Genomic DNA, 17,163 nt, shown 5'->3' on the forward strand with positions numbered 1-17,163 from the left:
CAGTTCGTGCGCTTGCCCTGGAGCCAGTGAGAAGGCGACGGCGCGGCCCGCGCTGTCCGCGATCACGCAGACCTTGGTGCCGAAGCCCCCACGAGAGCGGCCAAGGGCCTCACGTTCATCCCGCTCCTCCGCGGTCGCACCTTTTTGGCCGCCCCGGCGGCCTTGGCGTGCGCCCGCACGGAGGTGCCGTCGAGGAAGGTCATGCCGAGCCCGATGCCTCGGTCCTGCGCCATGCTCAGCAGGCGCTCCCAGACGCCTAGCCGCGCCCAGCGGATGAAGGTCTGCGCCGCCATCCACCACGGCCCTTCCTCCGTGGGCAGGGCGCGCCACTTCGCGCCGTTGTCGTGTCGCCAGAGGATTGCGCCGATGGTTCGGCGCATGTGCTGCGGCGGTACCTTGGCGTGCGGGCGGCAGACCTCGACAAGAGGCTCCAGCACCGCCCACTGCTCGTCCGTCAGCGCCATCCCGTTCTCCAAAAGGCCAGAGAACGCAGGCACCTTGCCAAGGATTCAGGCGCTAACAGGCCCTAGGGCAGGTCCTTCAGATAGTTCAGCATCACGTACTGCTCGGCGATGGCGGCCTGGGCGTTGCGCGAACCCGCGACATACTCCAGCTCGGCGAGTTGCAGGTTGCGCTGAAGCGGCGAGTGCTCGTCGAAGCGGTGCAGCAATCCCGTCAGCGCGCTGGAGAAGCGCACCGTCTTCCACACGCGCTCGAGGCAGGTGGCCGAATAGGCCTCCAGCGCCGCGCGCGACCCGTCGCGGTAGTGGGCGGTCAGCGCGTGGCTGAGCACCCGCACATCCGCGACCGCCATGTTCAGCCCCTTGGCGCCGGCGGGTGGAACGATATGCACGGCATCGCCCGCCAGGAACAGGCGCCCGTGCTGCATTGGCGCAGCCACGAAGGCGCGCAGCTTCGCGAGGTCGCGCTGGAAGATCTCGCCCTCCGCGATCTCGCTCCGGTCCTCGTCGAACATCCGGGCGTGCAGCTCCTCCCAGAAGCGATCGTCGGACCAGTCCTCGGGATTTGTGTTGACCGGCACCTGGAGGTAGAGGCGCGACACCTGCATCGAGCGGCGGCTGCACAGGGCGAAGCCGCGGTCGCTGTTGCTGTAGGTCATGTCCGCCATCGGCCGCGCCCGCGCGAGCACGCCGAGCCAGGCAAAGTCGTAGGCTTGCTCGAACAGCGTGATGCGATCCTGTGGAATGGCGGCGCGGCCGGCGCCGTGATAGCCGTCGCAGCCCGCGACGAAATCGCAGTCCAGCACCCGGCTCTCACCGCCCTCGGTATAGTGGATGCGCGGACTCTCGCTCTCAATGTCCTCGATCCTCGTCACCTGCGCCTCGAAGATCAACGGGTCGCCCGCCCTCACCCGCGCGGCAATGAGGTCCTTCACCACCTCCTGCTGGCCGTAGATCACCACAGAGCGGCCGGTGAGTTCCGGCAGGTCGAGATGGATGTTGCGCCCCCTGAAGCGCATGTCCAGGCCTTCGTCGATCAGCCCCTCGCGCCGCAGGCGGGCGTCGAGGCCGAGCCGTGCCATCGTCTCCACCGTTCCCGGCTCGAGCACGCCCGCGCGCACCCGCCCCTCCGCATAGGCGCGGCTGCGCGCCTCCAGAATGACGGAGTCGATCCCTTGCGCCTTCAGCAGATGCGCGAGGAAGAGCCCCGCAGGCCCCGCGCCGATGATGCCGACCTGTGTTCTCATCGATCCGTCCACGCCACCCTGGTTCAGCTCCGGCCGCGCGGCAGCGCGAAGGGGCGCGAAATCTGTCCCGCCCGGGAGGACCCGGCCAGCGCAAAAAGCCGCAGGGGGGATCGAAATCCCTTATCGTTTCGGGGAACGGCGCGGCAGGCTTGCGCCGGCTGCGCCGTGCCGAGACCTAGCCGGCAGGGCTCACCTTATTTTGTGTCTTCGTCTCGAAGTCGCCCGCATCGTGGCGCTCCCAAAGCTGGCCGGAGGGCTCGCCCTGCGTGCGGTTGACCATGCGGCCCCGCTTCACGGCCGGGCGCTGCCAGACCGTCTCGGCCCAGCGCTGCACGTTCGCGTAGGAACCCACGTCGAGGAACTCGGCCGCACCGTAGTTCCAGCCCTTCACCAAGCCGCCATACCAGGGCCAGATCGCCATGTCCGCGATCGTGTAGTCGGGGCCGGCGATGTACTCGCTCTCGGCCAGGCGCCGGTCGAGCACGTCGAGCTGCCGCTTCACCTCCATCGCAAAGCGGTCGATCGGGTACTCCATCTTCATTGGCGCATAGGCGTAGAAATGACCGAAGCCGCCGCCGAGATAGGGCGCGCTCCCCATCTGCCAGAAGAGCCAGGAGAGGCACTCTGCCCGCGCCGCCCCCTCGGCGGGCAGGAAGGCGCCGAACTTCTCGGCGAGGTAGACGAGGATGGCACCCGATTCGAACACGCGCACCGGCGTCACGCCGCTCCGGTCCATGAGCGCCGGGATCTTCGAGTTCGGGTTCACGGCGACGAAGCCGCTGCCGAACTGCTCGCCCTCGCCGATGCGGATGAGCCAGGCGTCGTACTCCGCGCCGCCATGCCCGGCGGCGAGGAGCTCCTCCAGCATGACCGTCACCTTCACCCCGTTCGGCGTGCCCTGGGAGTAGAGCTGGAGGGGATGGCGGCCGACCGGCAGCTCCTTCTCATGCGTTGGCCCGGCGATCGGGCGGTTGATGTTGGCGAAGCGGCCACCGCTGGCCTTGTTCCATGTCCATACCTTCGGCGGGTTGTATTCGGCGGAATCGCTCATGCATCGGGCTCCTGGCGGCGCTCGGGGAGCGGCCGCACGGCGGGGATGCCCGACCCTAGCTGCTCAGGCCGGGCACGCGAAGGAGGGGACGACCCCGCCCCGCGTCACAGCGGCGGCACTGCCGGCACCGCGCCCGGCGGTTCCGCCGTCAGCGCTGCCTCACAGGCATCCAGCGCGGGCTCGCGGGGGATCGTAGCGCGCGGCCGTCGGCGCCGGCAGGAGGCCGAAGGGGATGCGGCGCCGCCGATGGTGGCCGGGCAGGGGTGGATTGTTTGGCGATCCCACGATGCACGGAATGCAGAAGCCGTGTCGGCAGCGGTGATTTCCGCGGATGCGCTGCTCAGGCGACGGCATCGCCCGGCAATGCCTGCAATCGCGCTGCCCCGATCCGCAGGAGGCGCACGAACTCCGCCGCCGCCGGCGAGAGCGAGCGCTCCTCCCGGTAGACAAGCTCGATCTCGCGCGTGACCGAGGGATGGGTGAGCGGCCGGAGCACCAGCGATTGTGCGGCGAAGGGGCCGAGCGCGTAAGGAGGCAGCACCGTGACGCCGAAGCCGGCCTCGACCATTGCGATCACGGTGCCGATCTGGTCCAGCTCCGCAGCAGGCTCGGCGCGCATTCCTGCGGCCTCATAGCCGCGCTCCACCTGGTGACGAATGCCGTTCCCGGTCCTGAGCGTGATCAGCGGCACCCCTTCCAGCTCGGCCCAGCCGGGCTCCGCACGCCCGGCCAGCGGATGGTCCGCCCGGCACAGCAGCGAGAGGCGGTCAGCGATCAGCGGCACCCGCACCAGTCCCTGCTCCTCCTGGCGGAAGGTTCCCACGGCTAGCTGCACCTCGCCGTCCCGCAGCAGTGCGCCAATGGCCGCGATGTGCTGGTCGTAGAGGGTGACGGAGACGCCCGGCGCGCTCTCCGCGAAAGCGCGGATCACCCCGGGCAGTAGCGTGGCCGCGAGGAGCGGCGGGGCGCCGATGCTGAGATGCCCGCGCCGCCGCGCCCCAATGTCGCGCGCCCGGCACACCGCACGGTCCAGCTCGCCGATCATGCGCCTTGCATCCGTCAGGAACTCCGCCGCCGCCGGGGTCAGCTCGACCCGGCGCGTGGTGCGGTCGAAGAGGCGAAAGCCAAGCTCCGCCTCCAGTTCACGGACAAGGGCCGAGACCATCGGCTGCGCCATGTGCAGCGCCTGGGCCGCGCGCGTGAAGTTGCCCTTCTCCGCGACAGTGACGAAGGCGCGGAGCTGACGAAGGGTGATGCTCATGCGCGCGAGTCCCGAATTGATAGCGGATCCTTATCAACTAAGATCATAAGGCCATGTTGCCGGCTAAATGGCGGCTCTCCAGTTTAGGAGAAAGGGGGAGGCGGCGAGCGCTTGCCCGTTCGAACCCACTCAGCCCCGGCACAAGCCAAGAAGGGCCAGGTCCGGGTCGCCGCAGGGAGGAGGATCACGACATGCAGGCCAGGAAGCTGCGCGCGGCCGTCGTCGGCGGCGGCATAGGCGGGCTCGCCGCCGCCAGGGCGCTGATACATCGCGGCATTGAGGTGGCCGTCTTCGAGCGCGCGGAGGTCCTGGGCGAGGTCGGGGCAGGCGTGTTCATCTTCCCGAACAGCCTGCGGCAGATGGTGCGCATGGGGCTCGGCCCCGCGCTGGACAAGGTTGGCGGCAAGGTCGGCCCGGCCTCGCGCTACTGCCGGATGGACGGTACGGTGGTTGGCCAGATCCCCACGACGGACTCGAGCGGCTGGAACGGCATGTATGGCATGCATCGGGCCGACCTGCTGAACGCGCTCGCCGCCACCCTCCCGCCGGAGGCCATTCACACCGGCCATCGCTGCACCGGCCTTCACCAGGACGAGCGGGGTGCAAGGCTCGAATTCGCCAACGGCAACACCTTCGAGGCCGATGTCGTCATCGCCGCGGATGGCATCCAGTCGGTCCTGCAACCCTATGTCGTCGATCCCATGGCGCCGGAATACTCGGGCTCCCGCGCCTATCGCGGCCTGATCGCGCGCGACAAGCTGCCAAACTGGCTCGATGAGGCGCACCAGGTCTGGATGGGCGACGGGAAGCACTTCATGGTCTTCCCCGTGCGTGGCGGCCAGCTGCTCAATTACGTCGGCTTCGTCCCGACCGAGGACCAGACCGTGGAATCCTGGTCCGCCATCGGGGACCGCAACGAGCTGGCCGCCTCTTTCGCCGGCTGGGACGCGCCGGTGGTCGAGCTGCTCTCGAAGGTGGAGAGCTGCTTCTGGTGGGGCCTCTACGACCGCCGCCCGCTGGCCAGCTGGACTAAGGGCCGCCTGGCCCTGCTCGGCGACGCTGCCCACCCGATGCTTCCGCATCTCGGTCAGGGCGCCAACCAGGCGATCGAGGACGGCGTCGCGCTCGCCGTGCTGCTCGAAGGCCGGTCGCCGGAGGAGGTGCCGGAGATCCTGCCGCGTTACGAGGCGCTGCGCCGCGTGCGAACCGACGTCATCCAGGCGGAGGCGCGCCGCAATGGGCTGCGCTACGACTCCCGCTGGGGCAGCCTGGAGCAGCGCGACCGCGAGATCGCCAATGCCGCGAAGTTCCGCCGCCAGCTCTACGACTACGACATCGAGGCCGCGGCCATCGCCTTCCGGGAGGGCAGGGGCTCGACGACCGAGCTGGAGGTCGCGCTCACCTGAGGCACGGCTCCGCAGGGCTGCAACGAGAAGAACGGGGAGAGAGACGATGAAACGGCGTGAACTCGGTGCGGGGCTCGCGGCCCTCGCCCTTTCGGCCTCTGCCCGCCGCGCCCGCGCCCAGGGAAGTTGGCCCGCCCAGCCCGTGCGGATCGTGGTTCCCTTCCCCGCGGGCGGCACGGCTGATTCCGTGCCGCGCATCGTCGCGGAGGGGCTGCGCGCCATCTGGCGGCAGCCGGTGATCATCGACAACCGCCCGGGCGCGGCCGGCAATATCGGCACCGCCCATGTCGCGGGCGCGGAGCCGGACGGCTACACGCTGCTCGCCGCGCCCCCGCCGCCGCTGGCGATCAACCAGCACCTCTACGCGCGCCTCAACTTCGACCCGACGGGGCTTCGCCCGATCGTCATCATGGGCACCTCGCCCAATGTGGTGGAGGTCTCGACAAAGCTTGAGGTGCGCAACCTTCGAGAGCTGATCGGCCTCGCGAAGGCGAAACCCGGCGGCATCAACGCCGCGAACCAGGGCATGGGCACCACCTCGCACCTCACGGCCGCGATGTTCGAGGCGGCGGCCGGCGTCGAGTTCAACCACGTGCCTTACAACGGCACCGCGCCCGCGCTGAACGACCTTGTCGCGGGGCATGTGGACCTGTTCTTCGACAATCTCTCCTCCTCCCTCTCCTTCCACCAGTCCGGCGCCACGCGCATCCTCGCGATCTGCCAGGCCGAGCGCGCACAGCAGCTGCCGGACGTACCGACCGTGTCGGAACTCGCCCTGCCCGGTTTCTCCGCCATCGCCTGGTACGCCATCATGGCGCCGCGCGGCACGCCGGACGCGGTGATCCAGGCGGTGAACCGGGACGCCGTCTCGGTCATCCAGCAGCCGGAGGTGCAGAAGCGCTTCATCGAGCAGGCGGTGAAGCCGGTCGGCAATTCGCCGGAGGAGGCGGCAGCCTTCATCGCCGCCGAATCCCGCCTCTGGGGCGAGGCCGTGCGGCGGACCGGCCTGCGGCTCTGAGTGCGACGGCCGGGAGCGCTCGACAGGCCCTCGGCAGCCGTGCAAGCCTTCTCGAAACCGCCCAGGAACGGAAATCTAGGGCAGGAACGGGGAGACTGGTCCATGCCGACGCTCGCGCGCGGATGTATCGCCGCGGCCCTCGCCGCACTCCTTACCATTGGAAACGCCGCGGCCCAGCCAGCCGACGCGGTGCTGTTCAACGGAAAGGTCCTGACGGTAGACCGCGACTTCTCCACGCGGGAAGCGCTCGCGATCCGCGGCGGCCGCGTGCTCGCCACCGGAAGCTCGGAGGCCATGCGGGCGCTGGCGGGCGATGCCACGCGCGTCGTCGACCTTGGCGGGCGCACTGTCATTCCCGGGCTGAACGACAGCCACATCCACGCGATCCGCGCCGCCCAGACCTTCGCCGTCGAGGTGAACTGGACGGGCGTGCCGAGCCTGGAAGAAGCGCTGGCGCGGCTGCGCGAGGCGGCGGAGCACGCGCCGCCCGAGGCCTGGATCATCGTCGCCGGCGGCTGGATGGACATTCAGTTCAAGGAAGGCCGCAAGCCGACCCAGGCGGAGATCGTCGCGGCCGTGCCGGACCATCCCGTCTATATCCAGCAGCTTTACGAGTGGCTGCTCCTCTCTCCGCTCGCGATGGAGCGGCTGGGCATCGCAAAGGAGGCGGACCTGCCGCGCCCCGGCCGCCTGCTGCTCGGCGCCGATGGGCGCCCGAACGGGGAGATCGCGGGCGACGCGCTGCTGCTGGGCGCGCTGTTCAACAAGCTGCCGCGCCCGAGCCTTGATCAGGAGATCGAGGGCACGCGGCGCTTCTTCGCGGAGATGAACCGGCTGGGCGTGACGGGGCTGATCGACCCTGCCGGCGTCAGCGTCCCGCCCTCGAGCTATCGCCCAGTCATGCGCCTCTGGCAGGAGGGCGCGCTGACGATGCGGGTGAGCTATCACCTCTCCTCCCAGCAGCCGCCAGGCAAGGAACTGGACGACTACCGCAACCTGACGCAGCTCCTCCCCTCCGGCTTCGGGGACGACATGCTCCGCTTCGGCGGCATCGGCGAGATCGTCACCTGGCAGACCTGGACGGACAACGACCCGACCGAGGATGCCATGGCGCATCTTCAATCCGTTCTGCGCTGGGCCGCGCGGGAGCGGATGGGGCTGCAGATCCACTGGAACCCCAACCGCAGCGCCGGCTGGCTGCTCGACCTGATGGAGGCGGTGAACCGGGAGACGCCGATCGCCGATCTGCGCTGGTGGATCAACCACCTGCACGACGCCTCGCCGGCGACCCTCCGCCGGATGAAGAACCTCGGCATCGCCTGGAGCGTGCAGGACTCGCTCTTCTTCTCCGGCAACCGCTTCGCCGCGGCGCGCGGCCCTGAGGTCTCGGCGCATGCGCCGCCGATCCGCACGGCACTGGAGATGGGGCTTCACGTGGCCGGCGGCACGGACGCGCACCGCGTTTCCTCCTACAACCCCTTCGTCGCGCTGCGCTGGTATCTCGACGGCCGCACCATGGACGGCCGCACCGTCCTCGGCGAGGCGGAGCGCATCACGCGCGAGCAGGCGCTGCGCATGTACACGATCAATTCCGTCTGGCTGGCCCGTGCCGAGGACCGCCGCGGCTCGCTGGAGCCAGGCAAATACGCCGACCTCGCCGTGCTGAGCGCGGATTACGCGACCATTCCCGTTCAGCAGATCGGCGATATCGTCTCGGAGTTGACGATGCTCGGCGGCCGCGTCGTGCACGCCGCGGGCCCCTTCGCCGGCCTCGCCTCTCGCTGAGGGCCGGGCGGAACGCTAGACGCCCTCCATCCCGGCAAGCACCTCCGCCGCCCGCGCGCGGATGGAGCCCAGACGGTCGGGCGCCATCGTGTCCAGCGCGCGCAGGGCCGGGCCCATGCGCGGATTGGCCGCAAGGCGGTCGCGGTGGCGCGCAAGGAAGTTCCAGTAGAGGCTGTTGAAGGGGCAGGCCCCCTCCCCCGCCGCCTCGCGCACGTCGTAGGCGCAGCCGCGGCAGTAGTCGCTCATGCGGTTGATATACGCGCCGCTGGCAGCATAGGGCTTCGAGCCCATCAGCCCGCCATCCGCGTGCAGCGCCATGCCGTGCACGTTCGGCAGCTGCACCCATTCATAGGCGTCGGCGAAGACGATGAGGTACCACTCGTTTACCGCCGCGGGTTCGAGGCCCGCGAGAAGCGCGAAATTGCCGGTCACCATCAACCGCTGGATGTGATGGGCATAGGCGTGGTCACGCGTCTGGCGCACCACCTGGCGCAGGCAGTTCATGCGCGTCTCGCCCGTCCAGAAAAAGCCGGGCAGCGGGCGGTCGGCGGCGAGCGCGTTGAGGGCGCGGTAGCCGGGCATCCGGCTCCAGTAGACGCCGCGCACGTATTCCCGCCAGCCGAGCACCTGGCGGATGAACCCCTCGGCGGCGGCCAGGGGAATATGGCCGGCGCGATAGGCTCCTTCGGCGGCGGCAATGACCTCCCAGGGCAGGAGCAGGCCGAGGTTGAGGCTGGTCGAGACGAGGGCGTGGAACAGGAAGGGCTCGCCGGAGGCCATCTGGTCTTGGTGCAGCCCGAAGCCGGGGAAGCGGCGGGCGACGAAATCCTCCAGCGCGCGCACGGCCTGGGCGCGGGTCACGGGCCAGCCGAAGCCGTCCAGCCCGCCGAAATGGTCGTGGAAGCGGCGCTCCACCAGCGCCATCACCTCCTGGGTGATGCTGTCCGGCGGCACCACGGGGCGGGTGGGCACGGGCGGCAGGCGGCGCAGCGGTGCGCGGTTTTCCCGGTCAAAGTTCCAGGCCCCTCCGACCGGCTGGCCATCCCCTTCCATCAGCACGCCGTGGCTCGCGCGCATGGCGCGGTAGAAGAACTCCATGCGCGGCTGGCGCTGCCCGGCGGACCAGCGGCGGAACTCGTGGAGCGAGCAGAGGAAGCGGTCGTCCTCAAGGATGTCCACAGGAATCCCGGCGGCCTCCTCCCAGCCGCGCATCGCCTCCAGCAGCCGCCACTCGCCGGGATGGGTGAGGACGACCCGCTCGGGGCGAAGATCCCGCACGGCGCGCAGCACCTCGCCCTCCAGGCTGCCGGTGTTGTCGGGGTCGTCCAGCCGGATGTAACGGACCCGCGTGCCGAGCGCCGCGAGCGCGGCCGCGAAATGCCGCATCGCCGAGAGGACGAGGGCGATCTTCTGCTTGTGGTGGCGGACATAGGTGCATTCCGCCGCCACCTCCGCCATCAGCACCGTGTCCGCGGCGGGATCCAGGTCGCGCAAGCCGGCGAGGCTCTCCGAGAGCTGGTCGCCCAGCACGAGGCGCAGCCTGCCCCCCATGCGGCGCGGCCTATCGCGTGGCGCCGGGTTCCCAGAGCACGTCCTGCCCCGTGTTCAGGCTGCGGGCGAGGACGAAAAGGTGGTCCGACAGCCGGTTCAGGTAGCGCACGGCATCGCCATTAACGGGCTCGGCCGCGGCCAGGGCCACCACCGCACGCTCGGCCCGGCGGGCCAGCGCGCGGGCGAGATGCGCGTGGGCGGCGGCCGGCGTGCCGCCCGGCAGGATGAAGGAGCGGAGCGGCGGCAGGCCCTCGTTCATCACCTGCAGCTCCTGTTCCAGGCGCAGGCACTGGGCCTCGGTCACGCGCAGCCCGCCCTCCGTCCCCGGCACGCTCAGATCGGCGCCGAGGTCGAAGAGGTCGTTCTGAATGCGCCCGAGCATCGCGTCCTCCTCCTGCGCCGTGTGCAGGCGGAGCATGCCGATGGCGGTATTCGCCTCATCCACCGCTCCCAATGCCTCGATGCGCGGCGCATCCTTGGAAACCCGCTCACCATTGCCCAGCGATGTCTCGCCAGTATCGCCGCCGCGGGTGGTGATGACGTCGAGCTTGACCATGCCGTCTCCTTCTCGGGGCGCGCAGCCCCGGTTTATTCCAGACGGAACACCACGGGGTAGTCCCGGCTGCCCCAGACCGGCATCCCATCCCGCAGAGAGGGGAGGAAACGGCAGCGGCGGATGCCCGCGCGGGCCGCTTCGTCGAGGGCGAAGGACCCGCTCGGCTCGATCACGCGGGCTTCCACCACGCGCCCGTCATCCGAGACTCGAAGGCGGAGCTTCACCCGGCCGGTGATCCCGCGGGCGCGCTCGGAGGCCGGGTAGCCGATCAGGTCCTGGCAGCCGGGCTGCGGCGCGCCGACCTCCCGGCTTTCACCTGGGGATCCGGCCGTGCCCGCGCCAAGGCGGATGGCGCCGGCAGCCAACGCCACCTCCCCCGCGCGGGCGGCAGGAGCAGGTGCAGCGGCCGCGGGGGCGGCGGGAGCCGCGCGCGGCGGGGCCGGTGGCGCGGGCGGCGCCGGGGGAAGCGGCAGAGGCAGCGGGGCGGCCGGGGCCGGGGCCGGCGGCGCCGCGTCCAGCGCGGGCGCCTCGGGCACGGGATCCCGCGGTGCCGGCTCCGGCGAAGGCGTTGCAGCCGCCTCCGGGGGCGGCGGCTCGGCCGACACGGGAGGCGCGACCGCTTCGGCGGGCATGGCGGGCGAAGCGGCCTCGGGCGCTGCGCGGAGAGGGTCGGGCGACAGGTCCGGCGCGCCCTCGGCGGCGCCCACCGGTCCCTCCCAGACGAGAGGCGTGCCCTCCACGATCCGCGGTTCGGCCAGCGTCTCCGGCCCAAGATGAAGGAGCGCGGCAAGGGCAGCGGCGTGCAGGGCGGCCGCGAGCCACCAGGGCCAGGCCCGCGCCCTCTCCCGCCGGCGGCGCGAGCGCCAGGCCGGGGCGGCGCAGAGGGTCCAGGCGGCGGCGCTCAAGAGCCGGTTCTCAGGGGCGCCTCACAGGACAACGACGCCGCTGTGCTTCGCCTTGCCCTCCGGCTCAACATGGATGGTGATGACGGCGCTGCCGAGCGACTCCTTCAGCGCGGCCTCGATCCGGTCGGTGATCACATGGGCCTCGGCCACCGTCATCGCGCCAGGGACGACGAGGTGGAACTCGACGAAGGTGATGCGCCCGGCGCGCCGGGTGCGCAGGTCGTGGGCCTCGATCGCCCCCTCGGCCTGGGTGGAAACCAGGTTGCGTATATTCGCGAGTTCCCCGGTCCGCACCGCCTCGTCCATCAGCCCGCCCACGCTCTCGCGCAGCAGCCGGGCGCCGGAAAAAAGGATCATCACCGCCGTCGCACCGGCCAGCACCGGGTCTAGCCAGAGCAGCCCGGTGGCCGCCACCAGCCCGACACCGGCGATCACCCCGGCCGAGGTGACCACGTCCGACATCAGGTAGTGGGAATCCGCGACCAGGGCCGGGGAGCCGAGGCGCTTGCCCCTTCGCCGCAGGACGGTGGCCCAGGACCCGTTGATCACCGTCGCGACTGCCGAGAGCGCGAGGCCCACCAGCGGCTGGTCCGGGGCGCGCGGCCTGAACCAGGCTTGGTAGACCTCCTGCAGGATCATGGAGGCGGCCACCAGGATCAGTGCCCCCTCCAGCACCGCGGAGAAGTACTCGACCTTGGCGTGGCCATAGGGGTGGTTCTCGTCCGCCGGCATGGCGGAGTAGCGCACGGCCGCCAGCGCCGCCGAGGCGGCGGCGACGTTCACCACCGTTTCCAGCATGTCCGCGAAGAGCGCCGTGCTGCCCGTCAGCCACCACGCCGCCCCCTTGAGGGCGAGCACGGAGAGGCCGACGCCCAGGCTGGTCCAGGCGGTGCGTTCGGTGGGGCTCATCGGGGCGGACATAGCCCGCCCGACCCTAGACCGAGAAGTACTTCGCCCGCGGGTGGTGCAGCACGATCGCGGAGGTGGATTGCTCCGGATGCAATTGCCATTCGTCGGAAATCGTGACCCCCACCCGTTCCGCCTTGAGCAACCGGAGCAGGCTCTCCTGGTCCTCCAGCTTCGGGCAGGCCGGATAGCCGAAGGAGTAGCGCCCGCCCCGATAACCCTGGGCGAGCATCTTCTCCATGTCCCGGGCATCCTCCCCGGCGAAGCCCCACTCCGCGCGGATGCGCTTGTGGACGTACTCCGCCATCCCCTCGGCCATCTCGACCGAGAGGCCGTGCAGGTAGAGGTAGTCCTGGTAGCGGTTGTCCTCGAACCACTCGCGCGCCATGTCGCTCGCCTTCTGGCCGACAGTGACGACCTGAAGCCCGATCACGTCGCGCCCCTCTGGCCCGTCATCGATGTCGCGCACGAAATCGGCGATGCACTCGCCATCGGCCTTCGGCTGGCGCGGCAGGGTGAAGCGCGCGGCCTCCGTCACGCCGTCCTCCTCGAAGAGGACAAGGTCATTCCCCTGCCCCGCGCATTTCCAGTAGCCGTAGATCGCCTGCGGCTTGAGGATATCACCCTCCTCCGCGACCGCCAGCATGCGCCGCAGCACCGGCCGCAGCTCCTGCTTCGCCCAGCCGATGAAATCCTCGAGCGAGCGGCCCTGCTTCCGGAAGCCCCACTGGAATTGGTAGAGGCTGCGCTCGTTGATGAAGGGAACGATCGCCTTGGGCGGTGCCTCGATCACCTTCGCGCCCCAGAAGGGCGGCACCGGCACGGGCTCGCCCGCGGTCTCTCGCCGACGGCGGGTCTGCGCGTAGCCGATCTCGACGGGGGCGAAGCCGCGCGCATCGGCCACGCCGAGCGTGCGCCGCTCGTTCCGCCCCTTGCCGACGCGCTTCGCCTGCAGCGCGGCCAGGTAGTCGTCGAAGCCGTTGCCCATGACGCGGTCCATCAGGTGCAGGCCGTCGAAGGCGTCCCGCGCATAGGCCACGCGCCCGCAGGCATAGGCCTTCACGCAGTCCTCCTCCACGTAGTTCCGCGTCAGCGCCGCGCCGCCGAGCATGACGGGGATATCGACGCCCTGGCGCGACATCTCCTCCAGGTTCTCGCGCATCACGACGGTCGACTTCACCAGCAGGCCGGACATGCCGATGGCGTGCGCCTTGTGCTCGCGCGCGGCGGTGACGATGTCCTGTAAGGGCACCTTGATGCCGAGGTTAACGACCTTGTAGCCGTTATTCGTCAGGATGATGTCAACGAGGTTCTTGCCGATGTCGTGCACGTCGCCCTTCACCGTGCCGAGCACGATGGTGCCCTTCTCCTGGCCCTCCACCTTGGGCATGTGCGGCTCGAGATAGGCGACGGCGGCCTTCATTGTCTCCGCGGATTGCAGCACGAAGGGAAGCTGCATCTTGCCCGCGCCGAACAGCTCGCCCACCACCTTCATCCCGTCCAGCAGGATGTCGTTGATGATCGTCAACGGCTCGATGCCGCGGCCGAGCGCGTCCGCCAGCTCGTCGTCCAGCCCCTTGCGGTCGCCGTCCACGATCCGATCCTTCAGGCGCCCCTCGACTGTCTCCGCCTTCGCGCGCTTGGCCGAATCAGCGGCCTTCCGGCCCGAGAAGATCTCCAACAGCTTCTGCAGCGGGTCGTAACCCTCCGCGCGACGGTCGAAGATCAGGTCCTCGGCCACCCTTACCTCCTCCTCGGGAATAAGGTGCAGCGGCTTGATCTTGGAGACGTGGACGATCGCCCCCGTCATCCCCGCGCGCACGGCATGGTCGAGGAAGACGCTGTTCAGCACGTGACGCGCAGCCGGATTGAGGCCGAAGGAGATGTTCGAGAGCCCGAGGATGATCTGGATCTCCGGGAAGCGCTCCCGGATCATCCTGATCCCCTCCAGCGTCCAGAGACCGAGCTTGCGGTCGTCCTCGTTGCCCGTGGCGATGGTGAAGGTCAGCGGGTCGATCATCAGGTCGGACTGCGGCAGCCCGTACCTGTTGCAGGCGAAGTCCACCAACCTCTCGGCGATCCGGAGCTTGTCCTCGGCCGTCTTGGCCATGCCCACTTCGTCGATGGTCAGCGCGATCACGGCGGCGCCGAACTTGCGGGCCAGCACCAGGCGGTCCTGCGCATGCCCCTCGCCGTCCTCGAAGTTGATCGAGTTGATGATGGGCTTGCCGCCGTGCAGCTTCAGCGCCGCCTCGATCACCGGCGTCTCGGTGGAATCGATCACCAGCGGCGCGTTTACGCTGCTCGTGAAGCGCGTGATGACCTCGTTCATCTCGGCCATCTCGTCGCGGCCGACGAAGGCGGTGCAGATATCGAGCGAGTTGGACCCCTCGCCCACCTGCTCCCGGCCCATGGCGACGCAGCCGTCCCAGTCGTGCGCCGCCTGCCGCTCGCGCCAGGCCTTGGAGCCGTTGGCGTTGCAGCGCTCGCCGATGGAGAAATAGGCGTTCTCCTGCCGCAGCGCGACGGCGCCGTAGAGGCTGGCAACGGAGGGGATCCAGACCGGCTTGCGCAGGACCGGCGCAGGGCGCGCCGTGGCCCCACCGAGCCGGCGCATCATGGAGTCCAGCGCCTGGATATGCGGGATGGAGGTGCCGCAGCAGCCGCCGATGAGGTTCAGCCCGTCCTCGGTGACGAAGCGCTCCATCCAGCTCGCCATCTCCGCGGCGCCCAGCGGGTAGTGGGTATGCCCGTCCACCAGCTCCGGCAGCCCCGCATTGGGCTGCACCGACAGCAGCCCGCGCCAGTTCTGCGAGAGCCAGCGGACATGCTCCGCCATCTCCTGCGGCCCCGTCGCGCAGTTGAGGCCGATCAGCGGCACGCCCAGCGAATCCACCACTGTGGCCGCCGCCGCGATGTCGGGCCCGACCAGCAGCGTGCCGGTCGTCTCGACGGTCACCTGCACGAAGATCGGGATATCGACCCCTGCCTCCGCGATGGCGGCCTTGGCGGCATTCACGGCGGCCTTGATGAAGAGCGTGTCCTGGTTCGTCTCGGTCAGGATGGCGTCACAGCCGCCGGCGATCAGCCCGCGGCACTGCTCCGTCAGCGCCGCCTCCAGCGCGTCATAGGTGATATGCCCGAGGCTCGGCAGGCGCGTGCCCGGGCCGATATCGCCGATCACCCAGCGCGGGCGGTCATCCGAGAAGCCCTCGGCGGCCTCGCGCGCCAGTTCCACTGCGCGCTTGTTGATCTCGTGCGCGCGCGCCGTCAGGTCGAACTCGCCGAGCGTCACGGGGCTGCCGCCGAAGGTGTTGGTCAGCACCATATCCGCGCCGGCCTCGAAATAGCCGCGGTGGATGTCGCGCACGAGGTCAGGGCGGGAGAGGTTCAGCACCTCCGTGCAGTTCTCCTGCCCCCAGTAATCTTTCTCGATATCGAGGGTGAGCGCCTGCACGCGGCTGCCCATCGCGCCGTCGCAGAGAAGAACGCGGTCGCGCAGCGCGTCGAGAAGATGCGGTCGGGACATGGGGTACTCTCTCAGGCGGGCTGCGCAGCGGTCGCGCGATGCGCCGACCACAGGCGGACGTTCAGGGAGCCGGCGATCTCGACCGGCGAGGAAACCGCGCAGGCGGCGGCACCGAGCCAGCCGGCGATCTGCGCGTCGTCAAAACCGGGCCAGCGATGGGCCTGTCGCTCGATCAGCTCGGCCCGCGCGTGGGGCGCAAGGTCCAGCACCAGCAGCACCCCCTCGGGCGAGAGCACCCTGGCGGCCTCGGCCAGGGCGGCGGCGGGGTCCTCGGCATAGTGAAGGACCATCTGCAAGGTCACGGCGTCGAAGGAGGCATCCGGAAAGGGCAGCCGGTACATGTCAGCCTGCCGGACGGCGCAGCGGAAGGCGAGACCACGCTCAGCCAGGCGGCCGCGGGCAAGCGCCAGCATGTCGCGGCTGGCATCCACCCCCAGCGCCGTGCCGCAGCGATCGGCCACGAGCTCCAGCAACTGCCCGGTGCCCGCGCCGATATCGAGCAGCCGACCGATGCGTGGGGGAAGCGCGCCTAGCAGCGCCGCCTCAATGGCGGCCGCCGGCAGACCGAGTGCGCGCATCTCGTCCCAGTCCGCGCCAGCGCTGCGGAAGGCCTCCGAGGCCGCACGGGCGCGCTCGGCCCCGAGGCGCGCGGCCACGCGCCGGTCGGCGGCCAAAAGAGGATCGTCCTCCGGCAGGCGAGCAAGGATGGCATGGGCGAGCCCGGCGCGGGCGGAGAGGGAGAAGTAGACATTCGGCCCCTCCGGCATGCGCTCCAGCAACCCGGCCTCGACCAGCAGCTTGAGGTGCCGGGACAGCCGCGGCTGGGACTGGCCGAGGGCGGCGCATAGGTCGGTCACGCAGAGCGCACCCCGCGCGCAGAGCGCGAGGAGGCGAAGGCGTGTGGGCTCGGCGGCCGCGCGAAGCTGGGCCAGGATGTCGTCCATGGGCTTGATCATGACATAACAATATCTTTATGTCTATTCGGAAGGAGCCCAGCACCCATGCCCGTCTTCGCCGATGGCCGCATCCCCGTCCTTCCCGTACCGGATGAACCGGCGATGCGGGCCTCCCTGGCCGCGCGTCCTGGGGCCGCCATCCTCGCCGAGGCCCCGCCTCCGGTGCTGCCGGAGGGCGCCGTCGCCATGGCCAGCTTCGACCTCTACCTCTCGTCCCACCCCCAGGCCTGCACCTGCTGCGGCGGGCGCTCGCCACTTTCCCAGGCCCTCGACCGCCTCTTCCTGGCACGGGTGAAAGGACAGGCGCGGTGGTTCGACCGCGTGGTGGCGCTGGTTCCTGGGGAGGACGCGCGCTCCGCCCTGGCCGCCGCCCTGCGCGAGGATGCGGTGACCGCTAGCCGGTATCGCGCGGAGGTGTAGCGCCCTGGAGAGGGCCCTGCCCTCTCCAGACCTCTCCCGCCAAAGGCCTGAGGCCCTTTGGTCCCCATTCGGCTGGCGCGGATGCAATGATCGGGGCAGGTGTTCTCTCTG

The 17,163-nt window shown here is 70.1% G+C and carries 13 protein-coding genes and 1 pseudogene; 4 read left to right on the top strand and 10 right to left on the bottom strand.

All coding sequences use genetic code 11. The features are described from left to right. The 4 genes and pseudogenes from D9599_RS11030 to D9599_RS11045 all read right to left on the bottom strand — a co-directional run. Positions 1-464, bottom strand: a pseudogene (locus D9599_RS11030) (IS5 family transposase); the annotation flags it as partial. Positions 465-526: 62 nt separating this feature from the next. After that, positions 527-1,708 carry a 4-hydroxybenzoate 3-monooxygenase gene (locus D9599_RS11035; protein ID WP_198381294.1) on the bottom strand — a complete coding sequence of 394 codons (1,182 nt, stop codon included), beginning with the start codon at positions 1,706-1,708 and terminating at the stop codon, positions 527-529. A gap of 175 nt (positions 1,709-1,883) precedes the next feature. Beyond that, on the bottom strand, positions 1,884-2,759 hold the full coding sequence (gene yghU / locus D9599_RS11040) for a glutathione-dependent disulfide-bond oxidoreductase (RefSeq protein ID WP_198381295.1): 876 nt from the start codon (positions 2,757-2,759) through the stop codon (positions 1,884-1,886). A gap of 340 nt (positions 2,760-3,099) precedes the next feature. Continuing rightward, on the bottom strand, positions 3,100-4,020 hold the full coding sequence (locus tag D9599_RS11045) for a LysR family transcriptional regulator (protein ID WP_198381296.1): 921 nt from the start codon (positions 4,018-4,020) through the stop codon (positions 3,100-3,102). 191 nt (positions 4,021-4,211) lie between these two features. Between D9599_RS11045 and D9599_RS11050 the strand changes: the two genes are divergently transcribed. The 3 genes from D9599_RS11050 to D9599_RS11060 all read left to right on the top strand — a co-directional run bounded on the left by D9599_RS11050 (position 4,212) and on the right by D9599_RS11060 (position 8,229). Next, positions 4,212-5,426, top strand: coding sequence for an FAD-dependent monooxygenase (locus D9599_RS11050; protein WP_198381297.1), 1,215 nt, complete (start codon positions 4,212-4,214; stop codon positions 5,424-5,426). Positions 5,427-5,472: 46 nt separating this feature from the next. Then, positions 5,473-6,444 carry a tripartite tricarboxylate transporter substrate binding protein gene (locus tag D9599_RS11055; protein ID WP_198381298.1) on the top strand — a complete coding sequence of 324 codons (972 nt, stop codon included), beginning with the start codon at positions 5,473-5,475 and terminating at the stop codon, positions 6,442-6,444. Between the two features lie 102 nt (positions 6,445-6,546). Beyond that, positions 6,547-8,229 (top strand): amidohydrolase, encoded by a 1,683-nt coding sequence (locus D9599_RS11060; RefSeq protein ID WP_198381299.1) that lies wholly within the window; start codon positions 6,547-6,549, stop codon positions 8,227-8,229. 15 nt (positions 8,230-8,244) lie between these two features. Here the strand turns inward: D9599_RS11060 and D9599_RS11065 are convergent, their stop codons facing one another. The 6 genes from D9599_RS11065 to D9599_RS11090 are packed head-to-tail and all read right to left on the bottom strand — an operon-like array spanning position 8,245 to position 16,620. Next, a complete protein-coding gene (locus tag D9599_RS11065; RefSeq protein WP_198381300.1) occupies positions 8,245-9,780 on the bottom strand; it encodes a cryptochrome/photolyase family protein in 1,536 nt (511 codons plus the stop codon). Positions 9,781-9,790: 10 nt separating this feature from the next. After that, on the bottom strand, positions 9,791-10,336 hold the full coding sequence (locus D9599_RS11070) for a cob(I)yrinic acid a,c-diamide adenosyltransferase (RefSeq protein ID WP_198381301.1): 546 nt from the start codon (positions 10,334-10,336) through the stop codon (positions 9,791-9,793). 32 nt (positions 10,337-10,368) lie between these two features. Beyond that, the gene (locus tag D9599_RS11075) at positions 10,369-11,241 is read right to left on the bottom strand and encodes an energy transducer TonB (RefSeq protein ID WP_198381302.1); all 873 of its coding nucleotides are present in this window, start codon (positions 11,239-11,241) and stop codon (positions 10,369-10,371) included. Positions 11,242-11,262: 21 nt separating this feature from the next. Further along, positions 11,263-12,150 carry a cation diffusion facilitator family transporter gene (locus D9599_RS11080; RefSeq protein ID WP_198381303.1) on the bottom strand — a complete coding sequence of 296 codons (888 nt, stop codon included), beginning with the start codon at positions 12,148-12,150 and terminating at the stop codon, positions 11,263-11,265. 25 nt (positions 12,151-12,175) lie between these two features. Continuing rightward, a complete protein-coding gene (metH, locus tag D9599_RS11085) occupies positions 12,176-15,676 on the bottom strand; it encodes a methionine synthase (RefSeq protein ID WP_198381304.1) in 3,501 nt (1,166 codons plus the stop codon). A gap of 11 nt (positions 15,677-15,687) precedes the next feature. Further along, positions 15,688-16,620, bottom strand: a complete 933-nt coding sequence (locus D9599_RS11090; protein ID WP_198381305.1) for a metalloregulator ArsR/SmtB family transcription factor — start codon at positions 16,618-16,620, stop codon at positions 15,688-15,690. A 57-nt stretch (positions 16,621-16,677) separates the two neighbouring features. Here D9599_RS11090 and D9599_RS11095 point away from each other — a divergent pair, with 57 nt between their 5' ends. Next, on the top strand, positions 16,678-17,052 hold the full coding sequence (locus tag D9599_RS11095) for a hypothetical protein (protein ID WP_198381306.1): 375 nt from the start codon (positions 16,678-16,680) through the stop codon (positions 17,050-17,052). The last annotated feature ends 111 nt before the right edge of the window (positions 17,053-17,163 follow it).

The organism is Roseomonas sp. KE2513 (assembly GCF_016107305.1).
GTDB lineage: Bacteria > Pseudomonadota > Alphaproteobacteria > Acetobacterales > Acetobacteraceae > Roseomonas.